This is a genomic window from Pseudonocardia sp. HH130629-09, from assembly GCF_001294645.1.
Classification (GTDB): domain Bacteria; phylum Actinomycetota; class Actinomycetes; order Mycobacteriales; family Pseudonocardiaceae; genus Pseudonocardia.
On the sequence record NZ_CP011868.1, the window covers coordinates 1,412,834 to 1,434,694 of the forward strand.

At 73.9% G+C, this 21,861-nt stretch carries 27 protein-coding genes and 1 pseudogene; 17 read left to right on the forward strand and 11 right to left on the reverse strand.

From position 1 onward, the window contains the following. The first annotated feature begins 407 nt into the window (after positions 1-407). Positions 408-788 carry a DUF6506 family protein gene (locus tag XF36_RS06340; protein WP_064485381.1) on the forward strand — a complete coding sequence of 127 codons (381 nt, stop codon included), beginning with the start codon at positions 408-410 and terminating at the stop codon, positions 786-788. A 320-nt stretch (positions 789-1,108) separates the two neighbouring features. On the opposite strand, the gene XF36_RS06345 is transcribed toward XF36_RS06340, so the two are convergent. Next, entirely contained in the window at positions 1,109-2,332 is a 1,224-nt protein-coding gene (locus XF36_RS06345) for an IS701 family transposase (RefSeq protein ID WP_082375744.1), read from the reverse strand. Positions 2,333-2,515: 183 nt separating this feature from the next. Between XF36_RS06345 and XF36_RS06350 the strand changes: the two genes are divergently transcribed. Then, positions 2,516-3,484, forward strand: coding sequence for an IS481 family transposase (locus tag XF36_RS06350; protein WP_060714464.1), 969 nt, complete (start codon positions 2,516-2,518; stop codon positions 3,482-3,484). 13 nt (positions 3,485-3,497) lie between these two features. Here the strand turns inward: XF36_RS06350 and XF36_RS06355 are convergent, their stop codons facing one another. Next, positions 3,498-3,911 (reverse strand): hypothetical protein, encoded by a 414-nt coding sequence (locus XF36_RS06355; protein WP_060711272.1) that lies wholly within the window; start codon positions 3,909-3,911, stop codon positions 3,498-3,500. A gap of 17 nt (positions 3,912-3,928) precedes the next feature. On the opposite strand from XF36_RS06355, the gene XF36_RS06360 reads away from it, so the two are divergent. Both XF36_RS06360 and XF36_RS06365 read left to right on the forward strand, forming a co-directional pair. Continuing rightward, positions 3,929-4,306 (forward strand): helix-turn-helix transcriptional regulator, encoded by a 378-nt coding sequence (locus tag XF36_RS06360; protein WP_060711273.1) that lies wholly within the window; start codon positions 3,929-3,931, stop codon positions 4,304-4,306. Positions 4,307-4,691: 385 nt separating this feature from the next. Then, positions 4,692-5,765 (forward strand): MmpS family transport accessory protein, encoded by a 1,074-nt coding sequence (locus tag XF36_RS06365; protein WP_168169466.1) that lies wholly within the window; start codon positions 4,692-4,694, stop codon positions 5,763-5,765. Positions 5,766-5,793: 28 nt separating this feature from the next. Here the strand turns inward: XF36_RS06365 and XF36_RS06370 are convergent, their stop codons facing one another. The 3 genes from XF36_RS06370 to XF36_RS06380 all read right to left on the reverse strand — a co-directional run bounded on the left by XF36_RS06370 (position 5,794) and on the right by XF36_RS06380 (position 7,267). Further along, positions 5,794-6,285 carry an inorganic diphosphatase gene (locus XF36_RS06370; RefSeq protein ID WP_060711275.1) on the reverse strand — a complete coding sequence of 164 codons (492 nt, stop codon included), beginning with the start codon at positions 6,283-6,285 and terminating at the stop codon, positions 5,794-5,796. A gap of 147 nt (positions 6,286-6,432) precedes the next feature. Further along, the gene (locus XF36_RS06375; RefSeq protein WP_060711276.1) at positions 6,433-6,900 is read right to left on the reverse strand and encodes a hypothetical protein; all 468 of its coding nucleotides are present in this window, start codon (positions 6,898-6,900) and stop codon (positions 6,433-6,435) included. A gap of 10 nt (positions 6,901-6,910) precedes the next feature. Beyond that, the gene (locus tag XF36_RS06380; protein ID WP_238589149.1) at positions 6,911-7,267 is read right to left on the reverse strand and encodes a phenolic acid decarboxylase; all 357 of its coding nucleotides are present in this window, start codon (positions 7,265-7,267) and stop codon (positions 6,911-6,913) included. Between the two features lie 151 nt (positions 7,268-7,418). On the opposite strand from XF36_RS06380, the gene XF36_RS06385 reads away from it, so the two are divergent. Both XF36_RS06385 and XF36_RS06390 read left to right on the forward strand, forming a co-directional pair. Beyond that, complete coding sequence (locus tag XF36_RS06385) at positions 7,419-7,850, forward strand: MarR family transcriptional regulator (protein ID WP_060711277.1); 432 nt, start codon at positions 7,419-7,421, stop codon at positions 7,848-7,850. A gap of 131 nt (positions 7,851-7,981) precedes the next feature. After that, the gene (locus XF36_RS06390; protein ID WP_064485382.1) at positions 7,982-8,578 is read left to right on the forward strand and encodes a hypothetical protein; all 597 of its coding nucleotides are present in this window, start codon (positions 7,982-7,984) and stop codon (positions 8,576-8,578) included. An 8-nt stretch (positions 8,579-8,586) separates the two neighbouring features. On the opposite strand, the gene XF36_RS06395 is transcribed toward XF36_RS06390, so the two are convergent. The 5 genes from XF36_RS06395 to XF36_RS06415 form a co-directional block, all read right to left on the reverse strand. Continuing rightward, positions 8,587-9,957 (reverse strand): spinster family MFS transporter, encoded by a 1,371-nt coding sequence (locus XF36_RS06395; protein ID WP_060711279.1) that lies wholly within the window; start codon positions 9,955-9,957, stop codon positions 8,587-8,589. Positions 9,958-10,043: 86 nt separating this feature from the next. Next, positions 10,044-10,793: a DUF1275 family protein gene (locus XF36_RS06400; RefSeq protein ID WP_060711280.1), complete on the reverse strand. Its 750-nt coding sequence runs from the start codon at positions 10,791-10,793 to the stop codon at positions 10,044-10,046. Positions 10,794-10,817: 24 nt separating this feature from the next. Continuing rightward, a complete protein-coding gene (locus tag XF36_RS06405) occupies positions 10,818-11,165 on the reverse strand; it encodes a hypothetical protein (protein ID WP_060711281.1) in 348 nt (115 codons plus the stop codon). A gap of 258 nt (positions 11,166-11,423) precedes the next feature. Next, on the reverse strand, positions 11,424-11,606 hold the full coding sequence (locus XF36_RS06410; RefSeq protein ID WP_020623321.1) for a DUF4177 domain-containing protein: 183 nt from the start codon (positions 11,604-11,606) through the stop codon (positions 11,424-11,426). A 26-nt stretch (positions 11,607-11,632) separates the two neighbouring features. Beyond that, positions 11,633-12,358 (reverse strand): MerR family transcriptional regulator, encoded by a 726-nt coding sequence (locus tag XF36_RS06415; RefSeq protein ID WP_060711282.1) that lies wholly within the window; start codon positions 12,356-12,358, stop codon positions 11,633-11,635. Positions 12,359-12,497: 139 nt separating this feature from the next. On the opposite strand from XF36_RS06415, the gene XF36_RS06420 reads away from it, so the two are divergent. The 11 genes and pseudogenes from XF36_RS06420 to XF36_RS06465 all read left to right on the forward strand — a co-directional run bounded on the left by XF36_RS06420 (position 12,498) and on the right by XF36_RS06465 (position 20,273). Continuing rightward, positions 12,498-13,133, forward strand: a complete 636-nt coding sequence (locus XF36_RS06420) for a DUF3159 domain-containing protein (RefSeq protein ID WP_238589150.1) — start codon at positions 12,498-12,500, stop codon at positions 13,131-13,133. Continuing rightward, positions 13,094-14,416, forward strand: a complete 1,323-nt coding sequence (locus XF36_RS06425; protein WP_082375767.1) for an MFS transporter — start codon at positions 13,094-13,096, stop codon at positions 14,414-14,416. The genes XF36_RS06420 and XF36_RS06425 overlap by 40 nt, the downstream gene beginning before the upstream one ends. Next, the gene (locus XF36_RS06430; protein WP_060711283.1) at positions 14,413-15,012 is read left to right on the forward strand and encodes a hypothetical protein; all 600 of its coding nucleotides are present in this window, start codon (positions 14,413-14,415) and stop codon (positions 15,010-15,012) included. The genes XF36_RS06425 and XF36_RS06430 overlap by 4 nt, the downstream gene beginning before the upstream one ends. Then, positions 15,009-16,901 (forward strand): S9 family peptidase, encoded by a 1,893-nt coding sequence (locus XF36_RS06435; protein ID WP_238589152.1) that lies wholly within the window; start codon positions 15,009-15,011, stop codon positions 16,899-16,901. Before XF36_RS06430 ends, XF36_RS06435 begins: the two co-directional genes overlap by 4 nt. Positions 16,902-16,962: 61 nt before the next feature. After that, entirely contained in the window at positions 16,963-17,421 is a 459-nt protein-coding gene (locus XF36_RS06440) for a GyrI-like domain-containing protein (protein ID WP_060714468.1), read from the forward strand. Positions 17,422-17,509: 88 nt separating this feature from the next. Then, entirely contained in the window at positions 17,510-17,905 is a 396-nt protein-coding gene (locus XF36_RS06445; RefSeq protein WP_145981285.1) for a hypothetical protein, read from the forward strand. Positions 17,906-17,915: 10 nt separating this feature from the next. Then, positions 17,916-18,134 carry a 50S ribosomal protein L11 methyltransferase gene (locus XF36_RS33770; RefSeq protein ID WP_238589153.1) on the forward strand — a complete coding sequence of 73 codons (219 nt, stop codon included), beginning with the start codon at positions 17,916-17,918 and terminating at the stop codon, positions 18,132-18,134. Between the two features lie 29 nt (positions 18,135-18,163). Then, complete coding sequence (locus tag XF36_RS33775) at positions 18,164-18,451, forward strand: hypothetical protein (RefSeq protein WP_168169467.1); 288 nt, start codon at positions 18,164-18,166, stop codon at positions 18,449-18,451. A gap of 149 nt (positions 18,452-18,600) precedes the next feature. After that, positions 18,601-18,732: a CDGSH iron-sulfur domain-containing protein gene (locus XF36_RS06455; protein WP_238589154.1), complete on the forward strand. Its 132-nt coding sequence runs from the start codon at positions 18,601-18,603 to the stop codon at positions 18,730-18,732. 460 nt (positions 18,733-19,192) lie between these two features. Continuing rightward, a pseudogene (locus XF36_RS35105) lies at positions 19,193-19,558 on the forward strand (iron-containing redox enzyme family protein); the annotation flags it as partial. Positions 19,559-19,745: 187 nt separating this feature from the next. Continuing rightward, positions 19,746-20,273 carry an L-histidine N(alpha)-methyltransferase gene (locus XF36_RS06465; protein WP_060711285.1) on the forward strand — a complete coding sequence of 176 codons (528 nt, stop codon included), beginning with the start codon at positions 19,746-19,748 and terminating at the stop codon, positions 20,271-20,273. Between the two features lie 148 nt (positions 20,274-20,421). Here XF36_RS06465 and XF36_RS06470 read toward each other — a convergent pair whose 3' ends face one another. After that, positions 20,422-21,846 carry an IS1380 family transposase gene (locus XF36_RS06470; RefSeq protein ID WP_060710764.1) on the reverse strand — a complete coding sequence of 475 codons (1,425 nt, stop codon included), beginning with the start codon at positions 21,844-21,846 and terminating at the stop codon, positions 20,422-20,424. Between the last annotated feature and the right edge of the window lie 15 nt (positions 21,847-21,861).

The window sequence follows — 21,861 nt, forward strand, 5'->3', positions numbered from 1 at the left end:
GGCCGGGGCCAGGAGATCCACCGCGCTCTGCAGATCGGCGGGCGTCAGGTCGTAGGTTCCCGTGCCTGTCCGTCGGCCGGTGACGATCCCGAGGACCAGCGCGGGGAGGCGGTGCAGCCAGCCGACGTTGACCACCGGAAACGACCACCCGGTGCCGTCGTCCGTCGGGACGAACGCGACTCCGTAGGCGGCCGTCGGGGTCCAGCCGGGCATCCGGGTGGTGAACCGGTCCACTGCCGCCTGGATCAGCTCCGGTGTGGGCCACTGTTCGACGAGACTCATGCCGCACAACTACCGGACTGCCACGGCCGCCCGGGAGCGGTTTTCCGGCGAGCGCGGACACCGCGTCGGTGGGGATTCCGACCAGGTCTTGACCTGAAGTCGGGTTCAGCCCCGAAGCTCACCGCATGAGCACCTCGACGGTCTGTTGGGCCTACCTGTTCGAGCACCCCGGCGCCGATCCCGCGCGTGACCGCCTCGTCCTCGACTCCGGGGGGCAGCGCTCGCTGATCGTCGCCGTCGCCTCGACGGCGGACGCCCCCGCCGTCGCCGCCGGCCTCGTTCGCGACGAACACGTCACGCTGATCGAGCTGTGCGGCGGCTTCGGCAGCGGTGACGTGGCCGCGGTCGCCGCCGCCGTCGGCGAGCACGCGGCCGTCGGGCACGTCGTGTTCGGGGTGGACCAGATCCCGGCTGCCGCGGCCTATGCGACGGCGGCCACCGCGGCGCTGTCGGCCGCGGCGTCCACACCCGACGCGGCGTCCACACCGGCACCCGGTCGCCGATAGCGCCGCCTGGCCCACGGCGTGCGTTCACCTCGCGCGCAGCCGGCCCGTCGGCGAGATGCGCACGGCGCAGCCGGCCGTGGGGGAGAGGCACGGTCGCCGCGGGCCCCGTCGCGGCTCCGGCGGGTTCGGTGTGCCAGGGGACCTCGACCACCCGACGGTGATCAGCGGCCGGGCGGGTGAGGAGACACGCCCTAGTACTCCAGCCGCACTTCGTTAGCTGGGCTGTCTTCGTCGTCGGTAGTGGCTTTCGCGGGCTCGGTGTTGGTGACGGCGACGCCAGGTCGACCAGGCCCAGCCCACGGTGCGGGCGGGGATGTGGATCAGAGATGCCAGGAGACGTCGGATCTCGGCGAGGGTGAGCGGGATGAGCCCGCTGCCAGGTCTTTTGGGGCGATCGCCGCGGTGACCGAGAGGTAGGCGTGGGCGAGCATGGCCAGGGTGATGTGGCGGTACCAGGCGTCGTAACGCCGCACCTGGTACTGGTCGAGCCCGACCTCGTTCTTCGCGGTCTGGAAGCACTCCTCGATCGCCCACCGGGCGCCGGCGACCCGGATGAGGTCGTCGTCACTGGTGCCGGGCGGGCCTGCGCACAGGTAGTAGGCCAACTCCGGCTCGTCACCGGCGGCGATCTGGGTGTCGGTGAGGATCTGACGGCGCACCAGCAGCCAGCGCCCCCACCCGGCGGGCGCCTCCGGTGGCGGAGACAGGCTGGCCACGGCCCAGTCGTAGAGCCGCTCACCCTTCGCCCCGTCCCCCGCCGAGCGGCGCTTCCACGCCTGCTCCGGCGCGCGAGCGACCAGGTCGTCGGCGCGTCGTGACCCGGCCAGCCCGGCGATGTCAGCCTCGAGCGAGAGCGGGATCGACTGACTGCGGGGCACGGCGACGACGTAGCCGATCCGGCGCTTCTCGCACCAGGAGCGGAACTTGTAGTCCTGACCGTAGGCCTCGTCCGCAGCCACCCACGACGCCGGGACACCAGCGTCGAGGGCCCGGCCGAGCATCTGCTTGGCCAGCACGGTCTTGGTGGCGAACTCGACCTCGTCGGGCACCGCCGCAGCCCGGCAACGTTCCCGATCACCGGTCCACGACCTGGGCAGGTAAAGCTCACGATCGATCAACGTGCGGCCCCTGCCGCTGGCATAGGCGCAGAACACCCCGAGCTGGCAGTTCTCCACCCGGCCCGCAGTGCCGGAGTACTGGCGCTGCACCCCGGCCGACTTGGCCCCCTTCTTCAGGAACCCGGTCTCGTCGACGATCAGCACCCCGCCGGGCTCGCCGAGGTGTTCTGTGACGTAGTCCCGCAGGTCGTCGCGGACCCCGTCGGCGTCCCAAGCCGCCGAGTTGAGCAGCCGCTGCATCCCGTCCGGCGTCGTGTCACCGGCGACCTCGGCCAGCGTCCACCCGTTCTTCCCGGCCAACGGCGCCAACAATCCACGCACATACGCCCGCGCCCGACGCCGCGGCTCCGTCCGGAAGAACCGCCCCGCCACCAGCCCGAACAACCCGTCCAGGCCGCCGGCCCACGCCTCTAGGTCCTCCTCCACCTGCACAAGATCAAAGCCTAGCGCAGACCCACATCACGAAGTGCGGCTGGAGTACTAGGTGTACTCGGCCAGGACGTTGGTGACGGAGGTTTCGGTTCGACACGTAGTCAGGGTGTTTGAACAAGGGAGAGCCTCCGGGTGGGGTGTGGCTTGTCTAGGACCCACACCACCGCGGAGGCTCTCGTGTCCCACCGTAATGCCCGCTTGACCGTGCACGGTCGTCGTGTGCTTGTTGAGCGGGTCGTCGATCAGGGCAGGCCGTGTGCACACGTCGCGGCCGAGCTGGGTATCTCGCGTCAGTGCGCACATCGCTGGGTCGCCCGCTTCCGCGCCCATGGTCTGGCTGGACTGGTTGAGCGCTCGTCGCGACCGCATCGGTGCACGACTCGGACCCCTGCCACGGTCGCGGATCGGGTGCTGGCTCTGCGTGCGCAGCAGCGTCAGGGTCAGGACCGGATCGGCCCCCAACTGGCGGTCCCGGCTCGGACGGTATCGAGGATCCTGCGCCGCCATCGGGTGCCCTACCTGCGTCAACTCGACCCGGTCACCGGGACCGTGATCCGAGCCAGTAAGACCACCGCGGTCCGCTACGAGCGTGACCGTCCCGGCGAGCTGGTGCACATGGACGTCAAGAAACTGGGCCGCATCCCTGACGGCGGCGGGTGGCGCGCGCACGGCCGGGCCGCCCGCGAACACACCCGCGACCGCGCCACCCGACTCGGGTTCGACTACATCCACTCGCTGGTCGACGACCACTCCAGGTTGGCCTACTCCGAGGTCCTACCCGACGAGAAGGGCCGCACCTGCGCCGGGTTCCTACGCCGGGCCGCCGGCTACTTCGCCGCCCACGGAATCACCAGGATCGAGCGGATCATGACCGACAATGCCTGGGCGTACCAGCATTCGTTGCGTGGCGTCGTCGCCGAGCTCGAGGCCAAGCAGGTGTTCATCAAGCCGCACTGCCCCTGGCAGAACGGCAAGGTCGAACGCCTTAACCGCACCCTGGCCACCGAATGGGCATACCGGCAGGTCTTCACCAGCAACGCCCAACGCGCTGCCGCGCTTGCCCCGTGGATCGAGCACTACAACACTCGACGGGGTCACAGTGCGCTCGGAGGACGACCCCCGCTCAGCCGCCTGTCACCAACCTGATGGCCGGGTACACCTAGCCCGGTGCTCGGTGGGAGGGGGAAGACCGAGCGCGGCGAGGGCGGCGCCCGTCAGCTCGCCCGGCGCCACGGGGTAGCGCCGGAGGTGGGGGATCCGTGCGCAGTCGTCGACGATCGTCCTCGCGGTCCTGACCGGCGTCGGCGTCGGGCAGGTCGGGGCGGGCCGCCGAGAGCCATCGCTGCCACTCCGCCACCTCGTCGGCCTGGATGCGGTCGATGCGCTCGCGGGCGGCGTCGGGGAGGTAGAGCCGTTCGGTCAGCCGGACGGCGAGCAGGTCGGTTGCCTCGAGCGCGACGCGCACGTAGCCCGCGACGAGCAGGCCGAGGACCGCTTCGTCCGGGCCGGGGGTGCGTAGTGCGCGCGTCGTTTCCAGCGCGAGCCACTCGTGCAGCCGGGTGACGGCGGCCACCAGGATGTCGGCCTTGGTTGTCGGTCGCGGACTTCTCGGTGCTGTCGCGGGTCGTCGAGCACGGGGGCGGACGGATGGCCCAGCAGGAGCTCGGGGACATGCTCGGATGGCAGCGGGCGCGGCTGTCGCGCCACCTGGGACGGATGGTCGAACGGGGGCTGGTCGACCGCGACACCGACACCGACCGGCGGCGTCGGGTCGTCGTCACCGAACCGGGCCTGCGCTCGCTGCGGGCGGCCCGGCCCGCGGACGCCGACGCCGTCCGCCGGGTGTTGCTCGTCCCCACCTCCAGCCCGAGGGGCGACGAGTTCTGGGCCACGCTCGTCCGGCTCGCCGAACGGGAGGACCCCCGCGGTGGTGGGGCCGAACGGGGTGATGGCGACCGCGGTCCGTAACCGGTGCGCCTCCGATTCGTTGAATCGACACGGCTACCGTAAGGGGGGCGTCGTGTCAGGACCGAGATGGGACCCGGACCCGGGTCGCTGGGTGCTCGGGGACGAGTCGTCCCCGGTGGCCCGCCGCGGACGACGCCGGTCGGTCGAGGTGATGGACCGGTCGGACGGCGATCCCGAGCGCCCGGCCCGGGATCTCTCGCCCGAGGACCTCGTCGCCGGCATCGTCTTCCCGACCGCACGGGAGCCCGGGCGCCGATCGGCCGGGCCGCGGGACCGCCCCCGGCCGATGACGGAGCGTGACGATCTCGCCCGGCGAGGAGCGGGTCGGATCGACCACGGTACCCGGCGCGGGCGTCGCCGTGCACCGGAGAGCGCCGGACCGGGCGTGCCCTCGTCCGACCGGACTCCCGGGGGATCGCCGACCGAGGAGCCCTACCCCGAGGACCAGTACGCCGAGGACCAGTACGCCGAAGGAGCGCGTCCGAGCGCGACGGTGCGGCCCCGGCCACACCCGGTGCGCCGGCCGCCGGCGGTCGTGTCCCCGCCCGGGCACGACCACAGCGGCCGTCCCCGCCACGGCGGCCGACGGCGGGCCGAGGACCGCGACGGGAGTCGGTACGGCCTCGGCGGGTTCGCGACCGCCGGCCCCCGCGACGACCTGGACGTGTGGGACGGTGGTCCGGATACCGGACCGGGACCCGACCTCCGTGCCGCCCGCCCCCGGCCCGTCGACCGGGCCCCGGAGACGGCGTGGGACGCGCGCGGACTGCCGCCTGTCGAGGCCCGGCCGGCCGACCCGCACGACCTCGGGTACGACCCGCGCGACCTCGACACCGACCTCGACCGTGGCGCCGGCCCCGGCTCCGACACCGACGACATCGGGGTGGAGCCCGACGACCGCCCGGAGGACCCGCCGCGGCGCGGACGCCGACGTGCGGTGCGGGCGGAGCCCCGTCGACGCCGATGGCCGTGGGTCGTCGGCGTCGCCGCGGCAGCCGCCGCGGTCGTGCCGATCGGGTTCGCCGTGTTCGGCGGCACCGGGGACCAGACCCCGGCCGCGTGGCGGGAGGGTTCGGTCGCGTTCGGGACGTCGACCGGTGGCGGCCAGCCCGGCGTCGTCCCGGCCGCCGACACCCCGGCGGCGGACACCGCATCCCACGGCGCGCCGGCTCCCGACGCCGCCGGTGGCGCGCCGGGTGAGGTCACCTTCGAGGTGAACGGCTCCGGCACGTCACGGATGATCACCTTCGGCGGTGGGTCGTCGGTCGGCCAGGCCTCCGAGGTCCCGCTGCCCTGGCGGCGGGCCGTCACGGCCTCGGACGAGCCCGCCGAGTACTCGGTGATCGCCTCCGGCGGGGACGGCGAGATCTCGTGCCGGATCCTCGTCGACGGTGCCGTCATCTCCGAGGAGACGGCCGGGAGCGGTTACTCCGCGGTGTCCTGCGTCGCCCGGCGCTGACCGGCGACCCCGGCGGGTGGTGCCGCGGTCAGTGTCCGGCCTCCCGGAACCGCTTCCGTGATTCCTCCAGCTCGGCCTCGGCCGCCGCCCGGTTCGCCCAGTCGGCGCCCTCCACGCTCTTGCCCGGCTCCAGGTCCTTGTAGATCTCGAAGAAGTGCTGGATCTCCCGGCGGTGGAACTCGGGCAGGTGGTGGATGTCGCGCAGGTTCTCCAGCCGCGGGTCGTGGGCCGGGACGCAGAGGAGTTTGTCGTCGCCACCCGCCTCGTCGGTCATCCGGAACATGCCGATGGTGCGCACGAGCACGAGGACGCCGGGGAACAACGGCTCGCCGGTGGTGACGAGGAGTGCGTCGAGGGGGTCACCGTCCTCTCCGAGCGTGTCCTCGACGAAGCCGTAGTCGCCCGGGTACTGGGTGGCGGTGAACAGGGTGCGGTCGAGCCGGATGCGCCCGGACTCGTGGTCCACCTCGTACTTGTTGCGACTGCCCTTCGGCACCTCGACCAGCATGTCGAACTCCACGGGCTCCTCCGATGCGTTGGCGTCAGGTCAAGGGCATACACGCTCGCCCGTCGGGGTGCACCCTGCGGAGGGACGGGGACCGCGTGGCGCGCTCGGCGGTGCCCGTCGGCGCCGGGCGGTGCCCGCCCGGCCCGGCCGCGCTCAGGGTCATCGGCCTTCGGTGACCCCGTCGGCCCAGCCGGCCCAGCCGGAGAAGTCCAGGGTCCCGGCTCGGTCGAGCCGATCGGCGAACTCGAACAGCGCCGGTGCCGCGGTCGGGTGGACGTCGAGGGCCTCACGCAGCTGCGCGCCGACGCAGGGCAGGTCGGTGAACACCGTCAGCCCCCACACCGTGCAGGCCTGGCCACCGGGTGCGCGGACGAGCGGTCCGAGCGCCCGGACCGCGGCGAGCAGCTCGGCGAGCAGCTCGTGGTGCGCCGGGTCGGTCGCTGCGGTGGCCACCGCACCGCCCGCGGCCCAGGCCAGGCCCTCGACCTCGTCGTCGGCGCGGTCGTCGACCCAGGCCGCCCGCAGCGGCCCGGCGAACCGGGTGACGGCGTCGGCGACGGTGGCCCGGCCGGCCAGCAGGTCCTCGACGAGGGCGCGGTAGGTGGCCTCGGCCTCGGCGAACTGCACGGAGCGCAGGCTAGTTCCTCCGGTCGGCGAAGCCGGCGGGCAGCTCTTCCGGGCCGACGGCGATGACCGACTCGTCGTCGACGCCGACGTGTTCGAACAGCGTGATCTCGGCGAACTCCGGGATCGTCTCGATGGGGTAGGTCGGCCCGGCGTCGCGCAGCTCGCGCATGCGGTCGAGGTGCGCGTTCTGGAAGCAGACGGTCTCCCTGCCGTCGTCGGCGACCCAGCGCGGGAAGAAGATGGTGCCGTGCAGACGCCGGCGGACCGGCATCACGCAGACGACGACCGAGGTGCCGGTCCGCTCGTTCCAGGACACCTTGTAGACGCCCTCGTCGAGCCGGACCAGGTCCACCTCCTGGTCCTTCACCCAGCGCCCGCCGACGTGGCCGCTGTGGATCCGGTAGTCGATGGTTGTAGATGTACCGGTGGCCGACGACGGCGGTCAGATCGTTCTCGTCCATGTGGATAGTTCTGCTCCAAAACTGTTCTGTGGCAATGCGACGTGCGACACTGTGCCTGTGACGACCGCTGCGCTGCTCGTCCATGAGCTCGGTCCGCTGCGGCGGACCCTGCTGCGCCGCGCCAGGACCGACGCCGACCTGCCGGATCTCTCCGAAGCGCAGACCGAGCTGCTCCGCACGCTGGCCGCGGCCGGGCCACTGGCCCCGAGCGAGCTGGCCGCGAGGCTGCGCCTGGCCCGCTCCACCGTCAGCAACCTGTTGCGGACGCTCACCGCCGACCAGTTCGTGCAGCGACGCGACGGTGCCGACCGGCGCACCGTGCTCGTCGCCGTCGCGCCGCGGGCGACCGAGGCACTGGGGCGCTACGACGCGGCGGCCGAGACCCTGCTCGGTGTGGCGCTGGGCCGGCTCGCCCCGGCCGACCGCGCGGCGCTCGCCGTCGCCGCCCCGGTGCTGGCTCGGCTCACCGCGGCCCTCGACGCGGGCTGACGCGGCGCTGCCGTCCGGACCCCGCCTCCTCCCTGCGGTGGAGGCGCGAATCGTCCTGTGGACCGATTCGCCGGAGTGCGCCGACGGGCAGGCTCGGAGACGTCCCCGAGCCACCTGCGAAAGGCCCCACGATGACGACCGAGTGCCCGGCCATGGTCCGCCTGAGCGACGCCATCGGCCGCACGGTCGAGGCCGGTACCGCCCGCGCCACCCTGCTGATGGACCTGTCGGGGACCCGCGCCATGGGGGAGGCGCTCCCGCGACGACTGCGCCCGCTGCCGGCCCTGGCCCGGGCCGTCCTGCGCCGGGTGCCCCGGCAGGTCGTGACCCGCGGCATCCTCGACCTCGCCCGGCGCCGCGCCATGGCGGGCCACGACCACATCGCGTTCCTGCAGATCGAGGACCAGGTCTGGAGCGGGCGGCCGGGTCGCAGGCTCGACACGCTGGGCCTCACCGACCCCGGCCGGATCGTCACCCCGCTCGCGGCGTTCGACCGGCTCGCCGAGGTGACCGGTGCCGTCGACCACGGCGTCGTCCCCGACCGCGGCGAGCGGTGGCGACGGCTGACCGTCACCACCGCCGACGGCGAGCCGGGCGAGGTGTGGCTCGACGGCGCCCACGTGCGCCGGATCCGGCTCCCCGAGCAGCGGCAGGACTCGACCACGGTGACCCTCGACGCGTTCGGCACCGACGTCGACGACCGCGACTGGACCCGGCTGCCGGGCTGAGCTCCCGGTCAGCCGGCGGCCGCGGTCATCCGCTCGTTGTCCCGGCGCACCGAGCGCGCCGCGAGGAACAGCCCCACCGACGCGATCGCCATCGACAGCGGCACGATCACCGCGAGGGCCTGTCGCAGCCCGTTCGCCGCGGCCTCGGCCGGGCTCGCGCCCGCGGCGAGCGCGTCCGCGGCGAACGCGTCCGACAGCGCGCCGGCGATCACCGGCCCGACGGCGCCGCCGAGCAGGTAGAAGGCCGCGAAGAACACCGCCGTCGCCGTCGACCGCAGCCGTGGCCCGACGACGTCGGCGACGGCCGGGTAGGCCGAGGTGTAGTAGAGGTACTGCAGCAGCCACCCGGCGCCGAACAGCACGACGAACGTGCCCGTTGCCTCCGGCCCCACGGACAGCGCGAACCAGGTCAGCGGGACCGACACCAGCGTCGCCACCGCACCGACCAGCACCCGAGCACCCGTCGAACGGCGGGCGGCCCGGTCGGAGACCCAGCCGCCGACGAGCAGCCCGACCAGCCCCGTCACGCCGACGACGACGCCGGTGAGCACCGCCGCCCCGGTCAGGGACGCCCCGAAGTAGCGCTGGAACAGCGGCACGGTGAAGGTGTTGACCGAGTACGAGGCGAGGTTCGCGCCGATCCCGGCGATGATCAGGAACCACATGGTCGGGACGGCCAGGACCCGGCGGAACGGCCGGTCGCCCGGCGTCGGCGGCGGCGTGGAGGCCGACGCCGCCGCGGCCGCGGTCCTCGACGCCGGTTCGGACGCGCCGCGGCGGGGCTCGCGCACCAGGAAGAACCCGGCCGCGATCAGCAGCCCCGGGATCGCGGCCAGCACGAACGGCGCCCGCCACGTCCCGAACGCCTCGGCGATCGCGCCGACCGAGAAGTAGGCGAGGACGAGTCCGACCGGCAGCCCGAGCTGGAACAGCCCGAACGCCCGCGCCCGCTTCCCCGCCGGGTAGAGGTCGGCGATCGTCGAGTTCGCGGCGGGCGCGTAGCTGGCCTCGCCGACACCGACGCCGACGCGCATCAGCAGCAGGGAGGCGTAGTTCCAGGCCGCGCCGCTCGCGGCGGTCAGCAGGCTCCACGCCACGATGCCCCAGCCCATGATCCGGGCCCGCGAGCGGTGGTCGGCGAGCCGCCCGAGGGGGAGCCCGCAGACCGCGTAGACGACGGTGAACGCCGCCGCCAGGACGCCGATCTGCAGGTCGGAGAGCCCGAACTCCAGCTTGATCGGCTCGGCGACGATCGCCGGGACGGCCCGGTCGTAGAAGTTGAACGTGTTGGCGGCGAACAGCAGCGCCAGCACCCGGCCGGCGTTGGGGGCCTGTGCGCCCTGCTCGGTGGGCAGGAATCGTGCGCGTTCGGTCGTCATGTGGCCCCCGGTCCTCGGCGCGGCCGCGCCGTTGCGGCCACCAGGGACAGACTGCCCGACGGGGACGATTCCGTCACCGTCCACGTTCACGCCCTGCCCGTGGCCACCATCGACCGGGCACGGTCCGCGGGGCGGTCGTCCGGGCGCAGCCCGACCGGTCGCCGGGAGCGCGCCGCGGCCGCGGCGAGTGCCGTCGCGGCCGCGACCAGGGTCATCGGCACCGCGACGACCCCGACCGGGAGGACCTGGTGCAGCGAGCCCGTCGCCGCGACGGCGACGACGAAGACCGCGATGCGGGCGCCGGCTCCGGGGTTCCAGCTGCGCCCGGCCGGGTCGACCATGCCCGACACCCAGTTCGTGACGACCCCGGTGAAGTAGTTGGTGGGGGTGCCGGCCGGGCCGACCCGGCGCAGCGCCGCCCCCTGCAGGCCCATGGCCAGGGTCGCCGTCCCGATCATCGGCTCGACGGGGAAGGTGTGCCCGGGCCCGCCGAGCAGCCACGCGAGGCCGAACGCGGACAGGACCGCGAGCTCCAGGCCGAGCGTGACCCCGACGGCGCCCCGGGCCGGCAGCCTCCGCTCGGCCAGACCGGCCGTCACGGTGCCGGCGACCAGGCCCATCACGTAGCCGCCCAGCGCCCAGGCCGCGGGAGCGAGCGCCGGGGCCGACCCCAGCCCCCGGCCGAGCGCCACGAAGCTGCCGGTCATGGCGCTGACGACCACGTCGTGGAACGCCGTGAACGAGGCACCGTCCAGGGCGCCCGCCGCCGCGGCCAGCAGCAGCGGTACCGCTGCGAAGATCCGTGCCGTCCGGGAGTCATGATCTGTTGAGAGCACGGCGGCAGCATTCGGCAGCTCGGCCTAACGCGACGCTAAGTGGTGGGCAATGATCAGCTCACCGGACGGGGCGCGGCGGCCAGGACGCACGCCGGGTCCGCACCCGCACCCCGTCGGGGACGCGGCCGCCCGACAGGTCGGTTCCGTGCGCCGTGCCGTGGTCAGCCGGGTCCGCTCCGCGTAGCGCTCCACCGCCGCCACCAGCCGTTCCGGGTCGGCGATGGTCACGGTGATCCCGGGGTGTCGCAGGGTGCCGAACGGGTCGAGCGCCGGGACGGGGCGGTGGAACCGGATGCACACACCCCGCTCGGTGGCGCTGCCGAACGTCACGCCCCGGTCGGCGAGCGACAGCCGCGCGCCGAGTGCCTTCACCGCGCGGAACGGGCCGGTGAGCTGGGCACCCGCCAGGTTCCGGACCGGTGTGGCGAGCGAGAAGAACCCGAAGCGGCCCCGCAGGCCGTCGTCGTCGAGGTCGACGTGGCGTCGGACGGATCGCCCACCCCGAACGGCAGCAGCGCCGCGCCGAAGCGCGGGTCGAGGTCGAACGGGTGGCGTCGGGGCGACGCGCGGAGTCGGGCACGCCTGCGGGTACCCGCTGCGCGCCGATCGACGCGGCGTGGCCCGTCCGGGTCACCCCCGTGCCCGCTTGAGGATCACCCCGATCTCGATGGTCTGCCCCGCCCCGACCGCGGGCACAATCGTCCCGACCGTCTCCCATCCCTGGGAGCCGAGCTCGTTGAGCTCCTGCTCCATGCCGGGATAGTCGAAGCCCTTCCAGCCGAGCTTGTACTTCAGCACCTTGTGTTCGAACATCGGTCGTCCTCTCCGTGAACGGGTGGTCAGTCGGTGGCCCGCAGCAGTGCCGAGAGGCGGACGAGGACGTCCACCTGGGCCGGGTTGTAGAGCTCCCGCATCGCTGCGCTCGTCGTCTCCGCGAGGACCCGCGCGCCGCGCGGGGCGTCGTCGTCCGGGCCGGCCAGGTCCGGATGGGCCTCCTGGATTCGCCGCATGTACGGCGCCATCCGTTCGGCGAGGTCGGCGCGGGCTTCCTCGTCGGCGTCGGCGGGCAGGTGGTCGAACTCGCCGTCGGTCGGGTCGGCCGGCAGGTCACGCAGCAGCTCGCCGTAGGCGGTCAGCTTGCGCGGCCCCATGAACCGGCTCATGAGCAGCACCACCGACCGGTCGGACTCGGTCAGCGCGGCCGCCTGCGCCGGCGCCATGGCCACCAGCAGGTCCGCCGGAGCCCGGCGGTCGATGATGGTGGCGAGCTCGAGGCGGGCCCGCTGCAGCCGTTCGATCGTGGCGGCGAGCTCGGCGTCGAGCGTGCGCAGCGCCTGCTCGGGGTGGTCGCCCTCGTCGAGGGTGTCCGCGATCTGCGGCAGCGAGAACCCGAGATCGGCCAGCCGCTTGATGCGCAGCAGCCGCACGAGGTGATCGACCCCGTACTGCTTGTACCCGTTGGATCGTCGTTCGGGCTCGGCCAGCAGCCCCACCTGGTGGTAGTGCCGCACCGCCCGCAGGCTCGTGCCGGCCAGCTCGGCGACCTCCCGGGTGCTCCACGTCATGGTGAGGAGCCCACACCGTGCCGTCGCGGCATGGTCAAGCCGGCAGTGACCTGGACCACACGACAGCGTCTTCGGCTTGAGTGTGCCGCTGCGGCACGGACTTCCCTCGTCACAGCACACCACGACGAGGGAGGACGGCATGACCATGACCGAGCCGCAGCAGGACGAGACCCGCGACCGCGCCACCCCGAGCCTGCTCGACCAGATGGGCGGGACCGCGGGGTTCGTCTACTCGACGATCCCGGTGATCGTGTTCGTGACGGCGAACGCCTTCCTGTCCCTGCCGCTGACCATCGGCATCGCCGTCGCGACCGGTCTGGCCCTGTTCGGATACCGGCTGCTGCAGGGGGAGAGGTTCAGCTCGGCGGTCGGCAGCCTGCTGGGCGTCGCGTTGGCGGCCGGGGTCGTCGCCTGGACCGGGTCGGCGCGCGACTTCTTCGCGATCGGCATCTGGGCCGCGCTGGCCGGGTTCGTCGTCACCGCCGGCTCGCTGCTGGCCCGCAGGCCGCTCACCGGCGTGATCTGGAACGCGATGCACGGCGGTACGCACCCCTGGCGCTCGACGCCCGCGGTCCTGCGCGCCCACGACCTCGCCACGGCAGCCGCCGCGCTGGTGTTCGGCGCGCGGTTCGGGATCCAGCAGTGGCTCTACGTCGCCGAGTCCACCGGCGGGTTGGGCGTCGCCCGGGTCGCCATGGGCACCCCGCTGACCGTGCTGGCCGCGCTGGTGGTCGTCTGGGCGTTCCGCCGCAGCACGAAGGCCCTCGTCCGGTGAGGGCGCTGCGACGCAGCCCGGCACTGTGGCTCACCGCCTACGGGCTGACCCTGCTCGGTGGCGGGATCATGGCGGCGGTCCTGCCGCTGCTGGTCCTGCAGCGCACCGGGGACGTGCTGGCCGCGGGCGTGCTGGCGACGGTGACGACGACGGCGTCCGCGCTGACCGGGCTGGTGTCGGGCCTGGTGGTCGACCGGGTCGACCGGGTCGACCGCAGGCTGGTCACCGTCGTCGCCGGGGTGCTCGGGGCCGCGGTGGTCGCGGCACTGCCGGTCGTCGACGCGCTGTGGGGGCTGGGCATGACCGCCTTCCTGGTGCTCGGTGTGCTGGTCGCGGTCGTGCGGGTGCCCGCGATGACCGCGCAGGAGGTCCTGCTCCCGGCACTGGTCCGGCTCGACCCGCGACCGGGCCGTCTCGACCGGCTCGTCGCGCTGCGGGAGAACCTGGCCAACGTCCTGCTGCTGGCCGGTCCGGCGGTCGGCGGCCTGCTGGTCGCGTTCGCCGGCCCGGCGTCGACGGTGCTCGTGGTGACCGCGGCGACGAGCCTGCTCGCGGCGCTGACCGCGGCACTGCTCGACCCGCGGGCCGGTCGGGTCGAGGGGGTGCTGCGCACCGCTCCGGGGGGTGCGGTGCGCAGGGCCGTGCGGGATCTCGCGGAGTCGTGGGTGTTCCTGGCCGGGCAACGGCTGGTCCTCGGGGCGACGCTGGTGTCGGCGGTGCTGGTCGCAGTCATCGCGGCCTTGCAGACGACGCTGATGCCGGCGTATTTCACGGCTCTGGAGCTGCCCGCGCTCGCCGGGCTGACGCTCAGCGCACTCGCCGCGGGCGGGCTGGCCGGCTCCGTGCTGTACGCGGCGCTGGTGAACCGGGTGCGGCGCCGGACCTGGTTCGTGTTCGGGATGCTCGGCTTCGGCGTCGGGTTCGCGCTGGTCGGGAGCCTCGCCTCACCGTGGCTCGTGCTCGGTGCCGCCGCGCTCGTCGGGTTCACCAACGCCCCGGTCGGCGCGGTGCTCGGGGTACTGACGATCGAGGCCACCCCGGACGCCCTGCGTGGCCGGGTCCTGGGCGCGCAGAACACCCTGCTGCTCGCCGCGCCGGCACTGACCGCGGCGCCGGTCGCGGCGCTGGCCTCGACCTCCGGCCTCGGCGCGGCCGGGATCGCACTCGCCGCGGTCGCGGTCGGCACCGCGCTCGTCGCGCTGGCGGCGCCCGCGTTCCGTGACCTCGGCGAGCCGGGTGCGGCCGACGCCGCCGCCCCGCCGGTGCCGGCGGGTGCACGGTGAGCCGGCGGCTGCGGCCGCTGCGCCGCCACGAGATCCTGCACCGCGCGCTGTACGCGACCACCCGGCCCGGCGCCGACGGCCGCGACGCCGTCTGGACCGTCGAGGTCGACATGTCCCGCGACTGGGATGCCCGCCTCTACCGCGACGGCGAGCAGGTCGCGCGGGCGGAGATGCCGGCGTCGCTGCCGGTGCCGGGCGGCCGGATCGAGGTCGACGCCGGCCTCTACGGCGTCACCCGGATGCACCTGGTCACCGACGACGGCGGGGAGCGCAGGCTGCCCCCGGTGCCCGGGACCCTGGAGTACCGCCGCGCGCGCCTCGCCCGCCGCTCACCCGCGGTGAGCCGCACGATCGCGGCGGTCGCCGTCGCCGTGCTGCTGGTCAACCTCGTCCTGGCCGTCCCGGTGGCACTGGAGCTGCTCACCGGCATCGACGCCGTCGCCGCACGGTTCGGGACCTTCACCTCGCCGATCACCCTTCCCGGCTGGCTCAACACGGGCCTGCTGGTCGCCGGTGTCGTCGCCGCGGCCGAGCGCGCGCTCACCTGGCGCCGCCACCGCGTCGTCGACGCCGAGACGATCTGGACCGCACTGTGACCACCACCCCGACCTCGGAGGACACCATGGCCCTGCCCGACCGGATCCCCGCCCGCGACCTGCTGCGGATGCCCGACCGCACCGCGGCCACGCTCTCCCCGGACGGCACCCGCATCGCCTTCCTGGCCCCGTGGAAGGGGCGCCTGAACGTGTGGGTGTCCGACGTGGACGGCGGTGGCGAGCGTTGCGTCACCGCCGACGAGACCCGCACCGTGCTCCGCTACCACTGGACCGACGACCCGCGCTACCTGCTCTACCTGCAGGACACCGGCGGCGACGAGAACTGGCACGTGTTCCGCGTCGACCTGACCGCGCCGGAGGCACCCGCGGTCGACCTCACCCCGTTCGAGGGGGCGACGACGTTCGGCGTCGAGCAGCGCCCGGAACGCCCCGGGAAGCTGCTGCTGCAGAGCAACGCCCGCAACCCCGTCGAGTTCGACCTGTGCGAGCTGGACGTCGCGACCGGGGAGATGACGGTGCTCGCGCAGAGCCCCGGCGGTGGCGACGGCTGGACCCTCGTCGGCGACGAGCTGCTGCGCGAGACCCTCACCGCGGACGGTGTCGCGCAGGTGTGGCGCGGCGAGGAGCTGGTCGCGACCTTCGACGGTGACGCTTACCCGATCGGCGTGTACCCCTACGAGCCGACCCCGGACGGCACCGGCATCTGGATCGGCACCTACGGCGACGGCGACCGGCTGCACCTCGGCCGGCTCGACACCACCACCGGCGAGGTCACCGAGGTCGACCGCCACCCCGAGCACGACATCGACATCCGGGCCCAGATCTTCCCCAGCCTGCCGTCGGCGCTGATCCGCCACCGCGGCACCGGCGAGCTGCTCGGGGTCCGCTACCTCGGTGCGCGGCAGGAGATCCGGGCCGTCGACCCGGACTTCGCCGAGGTGCTCGCCGCGTTGCGCGACCTGTGCGACGGCGACCTGAGCGCGGTCTCCGGTGACGTCGAGGGCCGTCGGTGGGTGGCGACGTTCGTCCACGACCGCGACCCGCAGACCTGGTTCCACGACCGCGCCACGGGGGAGTCGCGGCTGCTGTTCCGCCAGCGCGCCGACCTCGACCCGGGGCAGCTCGCGCCGGTGGAGCCGGTCACGATCACCGCCCGCGACGGCCGGGAGATGCTCGCCTACCTGACGCTGCCGGTCGGTGTGGCGCCCGAGCGGCTGCCGCTGGTGCTGATGCCGCACGGCGGACCGTGGGCGCGGGACTGGTGGGGCTTCGACGCGAGCGTGCAGCTGTGGGCGAACCGCGGCTACGCGGTGCTGCAGCCGCAGTTCCGGGGGTCCTACGGTTTCGGCCGGGCCCACATGGAGGCCGCGGTCGGGGAGTTCGCCGGCGCCATGCACGACGACCTCATCGACGCCGTCGACTGGGCCGTCGCCCGCGGCCACGCCGACCCGGAGCGGGTCGCGATGTTCGGCGGCTCCTACGGCGGCTACGCGACCCTGGTCGGGGTCGCGTTCACTCCGGACCGGTTCGCCGCCGCCGTCGAGTACGTCGGCATCTCCAACCTGGCGGACTTCCTGCGCACCGTGCCGGATTTCACCCGGCCCGGGCTGGTCAACAACTGGTTCCGCTACGTCGGCGACCCGGCCGACCCGGCCCAGGAGGCCGACATGCTGGCGCGCTCGCCGATCAGCCGGGTCGAGGACATCCGCACCCCGCTGATGGTGGTGCAGGGGGCGAACGACGTCCGTGTGGTGCGCGCCGAGTCCGACAACCTCGTGGCGGCGCTGCGCGGACGCGGGGTGGACGTCGACTACCTGGTCTTCGACGACGAGGGGCACGCCATCGTCAACCCGGAGAACCTGGCGACCATGTTCGAGGCCGCCGACCGGTTCCTCGCCACACACCTCGCGCCACGCGCGGACCGATGAGTCCGCCCGGCCGGTGGGGTCCACCCCGGTGGACCACCCACCCGGCCGGAAGGACCCGTCCATGACCACCCCCGAGCTCGTCGAGGTCAGCGCCCACCCCACCGCCGTCGTACGCGGGGCGGTCCCGGCGACCGACCTGCCCGCGTTCTTCGACCGCGCGTACTCCGTCCTCCCCGCGACCCTGGCCGGGCAGGGCGTGACGGTCACCGGGCCGGCGTTCGCACTGTTCCGGGGGCCGCTGACGGCGACCGCGGATCTCGAGACGGGGTTCCCCACCGACCGGGCGGTCGTCCCGGACGGCGACGTCGTCGCCGGCGCGCTGCCCGCCTGCCGGGTGGCCCGCGTCGTGCACGCCGGCTCGTTCGACGGGCTCGGCGACGCCTGGCAGCGGCTGGGGGAGTGGGTCGCCGGCCGGGGCCTGCGCGGCGGTGACGTGTTCTGGGAGGTCTATCTGACCGAGCCGGCGCCGGACATGGACCCCGCCGACCTGCGCACCGAGCTGAACATGCCGGTGACCTGACGGGAGCGGCGCCGGCGGGCGGGAGTGGGACCGCGGATCGCGGGTAGGCGTGCCCCGACCCTGTCGTCGCCCGCACGAGGACGTGTCCGTGACCGATACCGCCGCCGTCGTCGCCCAGCTCCGCGTGCTGGAGCAGCTGACCCGCACCGAGAACCGGATCGCGCGCCTGCGCACGGTGCAGGCCCGCACCGACGAGACCCGCCGCGAGCTCACCGACAACGCCCGCCGCGCCGAGGGCCGCCTCGCCCGCACCCTGCACGGCACCCGCGGGGTCCGCGGCGCGCTGACCGTGGGGGAGCTGCCGGTCGGGGGCCACGACGATCTGTCGGTCCCCGACGCGGCCCGCGCGGTCCGCGAGCTCGACGCGCCCGAGGACGGGCAGGCCGTGCTGCGCTACGAGGAGCGGCGCAAGAACCGGGCGGGTGTGCTCACCGCGGCCCGCACCCGGCACGCCGAGGTGGCCCGCGAGACGGTCGCGCACTGACGTGGCGCCGATGCTGCTGACCCCGCCCGGGGTCTACCGGCCGCAGTCGGACTCGCAGATGCTGGCCCGTGCGGTCGCCGTCTCCGGGCGGGCCCGCGGTGCGGTGCTCGATCTCGGGACGGGCACGGGGACGGTGGCGCTCGCCGCGGCCCGCTGCGGGGCCGGCGCGGTCACCGCGGTCGACCTGCCCGGCGTGCCGCCGTCGCCCGGCTCCACCGAGCCACGCTGACCGTACACCGGGGCGATCTGTTCGCCCCGGTGCGGGGCCGCCGGTTCGCGCTGGTCACCGCCAACCCGCCGTACGTGCCCTCGCACTCCGACCGGCTCGCCCGGTACCGTCGCACACGCAGCTGGGACGGCGGCCGCGACGGACGTGCGGTGGTCGACCGGATCTGTGACGACGTCGCCGACCACCTCGAACCGGGCGGTGCCCTGCTGATGGTGCACAGTGCGGTCTCCGGGGTGCGGGCCTCGCTGGACCGCTCGCCGCGTCCGGGCTCACCGCCCGGGTCGTCGACCGGACCCGGATCCCGCTCGGCCCGGTGATGCGGGCCCGCGCCGTGCTGCACGAGACGCGTGGCCTGGTCGAGCCCGGCGCCGCGGACGAGGAGCTCGTGGTCATCGAGGCCGTCCGTGAGCGCTGAACCCACCCGCGTGCGGATGACCGACGACGGCCCGGTCCTGGTGACCGGTCGGTGGAGGTCGAGCTCGCCGACGGCACCCGGTTCACGTCGCGACGCCCGGTCACCGCGCTGTGGACCTGCCGGCGCACCCGGCGCCCGCCGTTCTGCGACACCATCCACCGCACCCGCGTCCGACAGGAGTGACCGACGTGACCGAAGCCCCGTAGCCGGCCACCGGGCTCGCCCCGCTGCCGACGGCGCGGGCCGCTGTCCGGCGCCGTCCTCGACCGGCTGCGCAGCGACCCCGCCCCGCTGCCCGCCGCCGACGACGCCGACCCGTGGGGCGAGGACCTGCACCTGGCCCTGCACTGCTGCTACGAGCTGCACTACGGCGGCTTCGCCGGGGTCGGCGACGAGTACGAGTGGGACGTGGACCTGCTCCGGGCTGCGCGTCGCGCTGGACCCGGCCGCACTGCGGTCCGCGGTGCCGGCCTCCGACGACGTCGCCGGCACCGTCGACGCCCTGCTGGTCGAGCCGGTCGGACCGGGCGCGGAGACCGGCGTGACCCACCACCTGCTGCGCCGCGGCGAACGGCGGGAGCTGCGCGAGTACGTGGTGCACCGCTCGATCTACCACCTCAAGGAGGCCGACCCGCAGGCCTGGGTGATCCCGCGGCTGCCCCCCGCGGCCAAGGCGGGACTGGTCACCGTCGAGCACGACGAGTACGGCGCGGGCGACGCCGCGAACATGCACGCGGTGCTGTTCGCCGCGATGATGCGCGACCTCGGTCTGTCCGACGCCTACGGCGCCTACGTCGACGCCGTCGGTGCCGAGACCCTCGCCGAGGTCAACTTCATGTCGCTGTGCGGGCTGCGGCGCAGCCTGCGCGGTGCCCTGGTCGGACAGTTCGCGCTGGTCGAGCTGACGTCCTCGCCCGGGTCGGAGCGGCTGGTCCGGGCGATGCGCCGGCTGTCCTGCGGCCCGGTCGCGACCCGGTTCTACGACGAGCACGTGGAGGCCGACGCCGTCCACGAGCAGGTCGTGCGGCGCGACGTCCTGGCACCGCTGCTGCACGCCGAGCCGCACTCGCCGCCGACGTCGTGTTCGGCATCCGCGCCGCCGCCCATCTCGGCGAGCGGCTCGGCGACCGGGTGCTGGCCCGCTGGTCGGCGGGGGAGTCGAGCCTGCGGACCCCGCTGCCCGGGGAGCCGGGCCGGTGACCGCCGACCCGATCGAGCTGGAGCAGGGGTCGTTCTGGGACGACGCGGACGACCTGCATGCCCGGCTCGCCGAGCCGTTGCCGCGGATCCCGCCGTGGTTCGGCTACGACGCGCTCGGCTCGGAGCTGTTCGAACAGATCACCGAGCTGCCGACCTACTACCTGACCCGGTGCGAGCGGGCGCTGCTGGAGCGGTACGGCACCGACATCGCCGCCCGGCTGGACCGTCCCCGCGTGGCCGAGCTCGGCTCGGGCAGCGCGAAGAAGACCCGGCTCCTGCTCGAACACTGCTCGGCGGCCCGGCCGACCACCTACCTGCCGATCGACGTGAGCCACGAGATGCTCGTGCTCAGCGCCGAACGCATGGCGGACCTGCCCGGGCTGACGGTCACCGGGCTGTGGAGGCGCTACGAGGCGGGCCTGGACCTGCTGCACACCGACGTGGCCCGGCACGGGCTGCGGGCCGAGGCGGAGTGGGTCGACGACGAGCACCGGTACGGGCTGTTCCTGTTCCGCCGGGACTAGCCCTGGTGATTCACGGAGCTGCGGATTGACCGCGTGATCGGCTGGCGGCGGATCCGGTCCGGTTCGTTCGATGGGTGGGCATGGCGAAGGGGCCGGCCTGCGCGTTCTGCCGGGAGCTCCCGCCGCTCGTCGTGTCGGGCTTCGGAGATCAACCAGCAGGAACAGGCAACGCGCACAGCCGCGCGAACGCGCGGGCGAGATCGACCGCCCAGGGCCAGGACCGTTGGATACGGACCCAGACTCGGCGTTGCCCGCGGGTGATCCGCGCGGCGGTGTGCAACAACCGGTAGCGCAACGCCTTCGGCTCGACCTTCGCCAGGTCGCCGTCGAGAAGCAGGCGCTGGGTCCAGGTGATCAGGTCGACCGCGAGCATGACCACGGTCAACCACGCCGCGTTGACGGCGAAGGACCGGGACGGGAAGTGGTTGAGGCCGGTGTCCTTGCCGCAGCGGATCCGGTCCTCGACCCGGGCGTGGGCGCGGTGGCGGGCGTCGAGGAAGGCGAGCTGCCCGACGCGGGTGTCGGTGGCGAACGCGGTGTAGCGCCAGCCGTCACGCTCCTCGAACGCATCGAGCTGCGCGCCGGGATGCGGCCGTTCGCGACGGACGACAACGCGGGTCCCGGCCGGGTAGTCGACCAACGCGGAGGCGGGGAGCAAGCCGGTGATCTCGGCCAGCCCGGCGCCGTCACGGTGCCCGCCGTCAGCGTCGACCGCCTCGGCCCACACCGTCTTCGGGACCAGGCTGATCACGGTGCGTTCGCGGTCGGTGACGGCCCAGCCGACGGAGAACTCACAGCTCACCGCTGTGTCTTGTTGCGCTCGGATGTGGGCGAGGAAGGCTTTCGTGGCGCCCGCGGTGTCGGTGCGGACCAGGATCGGGTGCCCGTGACGGAACGCGTCAGGGATCTGGGCGAGCGCGTCGTCGAGCACGTTGATGTGATCCGCGGCGGTGTTCGCACCGGCGTTCCCGCGGCGCAAGCGGGCGGCGAGGAACTCGCCGGTGTTGTCGCAGAACGCCAGCATCGGGTGATACCCGAACGTCTTCTTGAACGTGGGCGTGGCCTGTTCCTTCTCGCTGTGGGCGATGACGATCGTGGCGTCGAGATCGATCACCAGCACGTCCCGGCCGTGCCGGCGCAGGTCGCGGCCGGCGACCCGAGCCGCGGGAAACGCGCGACCATCGACGTCGGCGTGCTGGGCCCAGACCACCTCCCGGGCCCGCGCCCGCCCCGCCGCGATCGAGGACAACCGGCGCTCGTCGAGCTTGTCGAGCAGTCGCCAGCAGGTCGAGTCCGATGCCACCGACCCGAACACCGCGCCCTGATCGGCCAGGACCGCGATCTCGCAGATCCTCGTGGCCCCGTCGGCGACCGCGACGGCCAGATCGACCAGCACCCGCCCCGGATCATGACGCGCCCGAGCTCGTCGCAGCGGTGCGAGCGCGGTCGAGAGTTCACTGGTCAACGTGGTCCGGTCGGCGACATCGGCCAGCAGACGCGACCCGACGTGCGACACCACCCCAGCGCCGTCGGCGGTCACGATGACCGGTGGGCGCGTGCTTGTAGTCTGCACTCGGAAAGTGCCTCC

Excerpts from the sequence above, each read along its gene's own strand:
- XF36_RS06340 (WP_064485381.1), top strand. The coding sequence starts at position 408 with ATGAGCACCTCGACGGTCTGTTGGGCCTACCTGTTCGAGCACCCCGGC.
- XF36_RS06390 (WP_064485382.1), top strand. The coding sequence starts at position 7,982 with ATGACGACCGAGTGCCCGGCCATGGTCCGCCTGAGCGACGCCATCGGC.
- XF36_RS06395 (WP_060711279.1), bottom strand. The coding sequence starts at position 9,957 with ATGACGACCGAACGCGCACGATTCCTGCCCACCGAGCAGGGCGCACAG.
- XF36_RS06410 (WP_020623321.1), bottom strand. The coding sequence starts at position 11,606 with ATGTTCGAACACAAGGTGCTGAAGTACAAGCTCGGCTGGAAGGGCTTC.
- XF36_RS06415 (WP_060711282.1), bottom strand. The coding sequence starts at position 12,358 with ATGACGTGGAGCACCCGGGAGGTCGCCGAGCTGGCCGGCACGAGCCTG.
- XF36_RS06420 (WP_238589150.1), top strand. The coding sequence starts at position 12,498 with ATGACCATGACCGAGCCGCAGCAGGACGAGACCCGCGACCGCGCCACC.
- XF36_RS06440 (WP_060714468.1), top strand. The coding sequence starts at position 16,963 with ATGACCACCCCCGAGCTCGTCGAGGTCAGCGCCCACCCCACCGCCGTC.
- XF36_RS33770 (WP_238589153.1), top strand. The coding sequence starts at position 17,916 with ATGCTGCTGACCCCGCCCGGGGTCTACCGGCCGCAGTCGGACTCGCAG.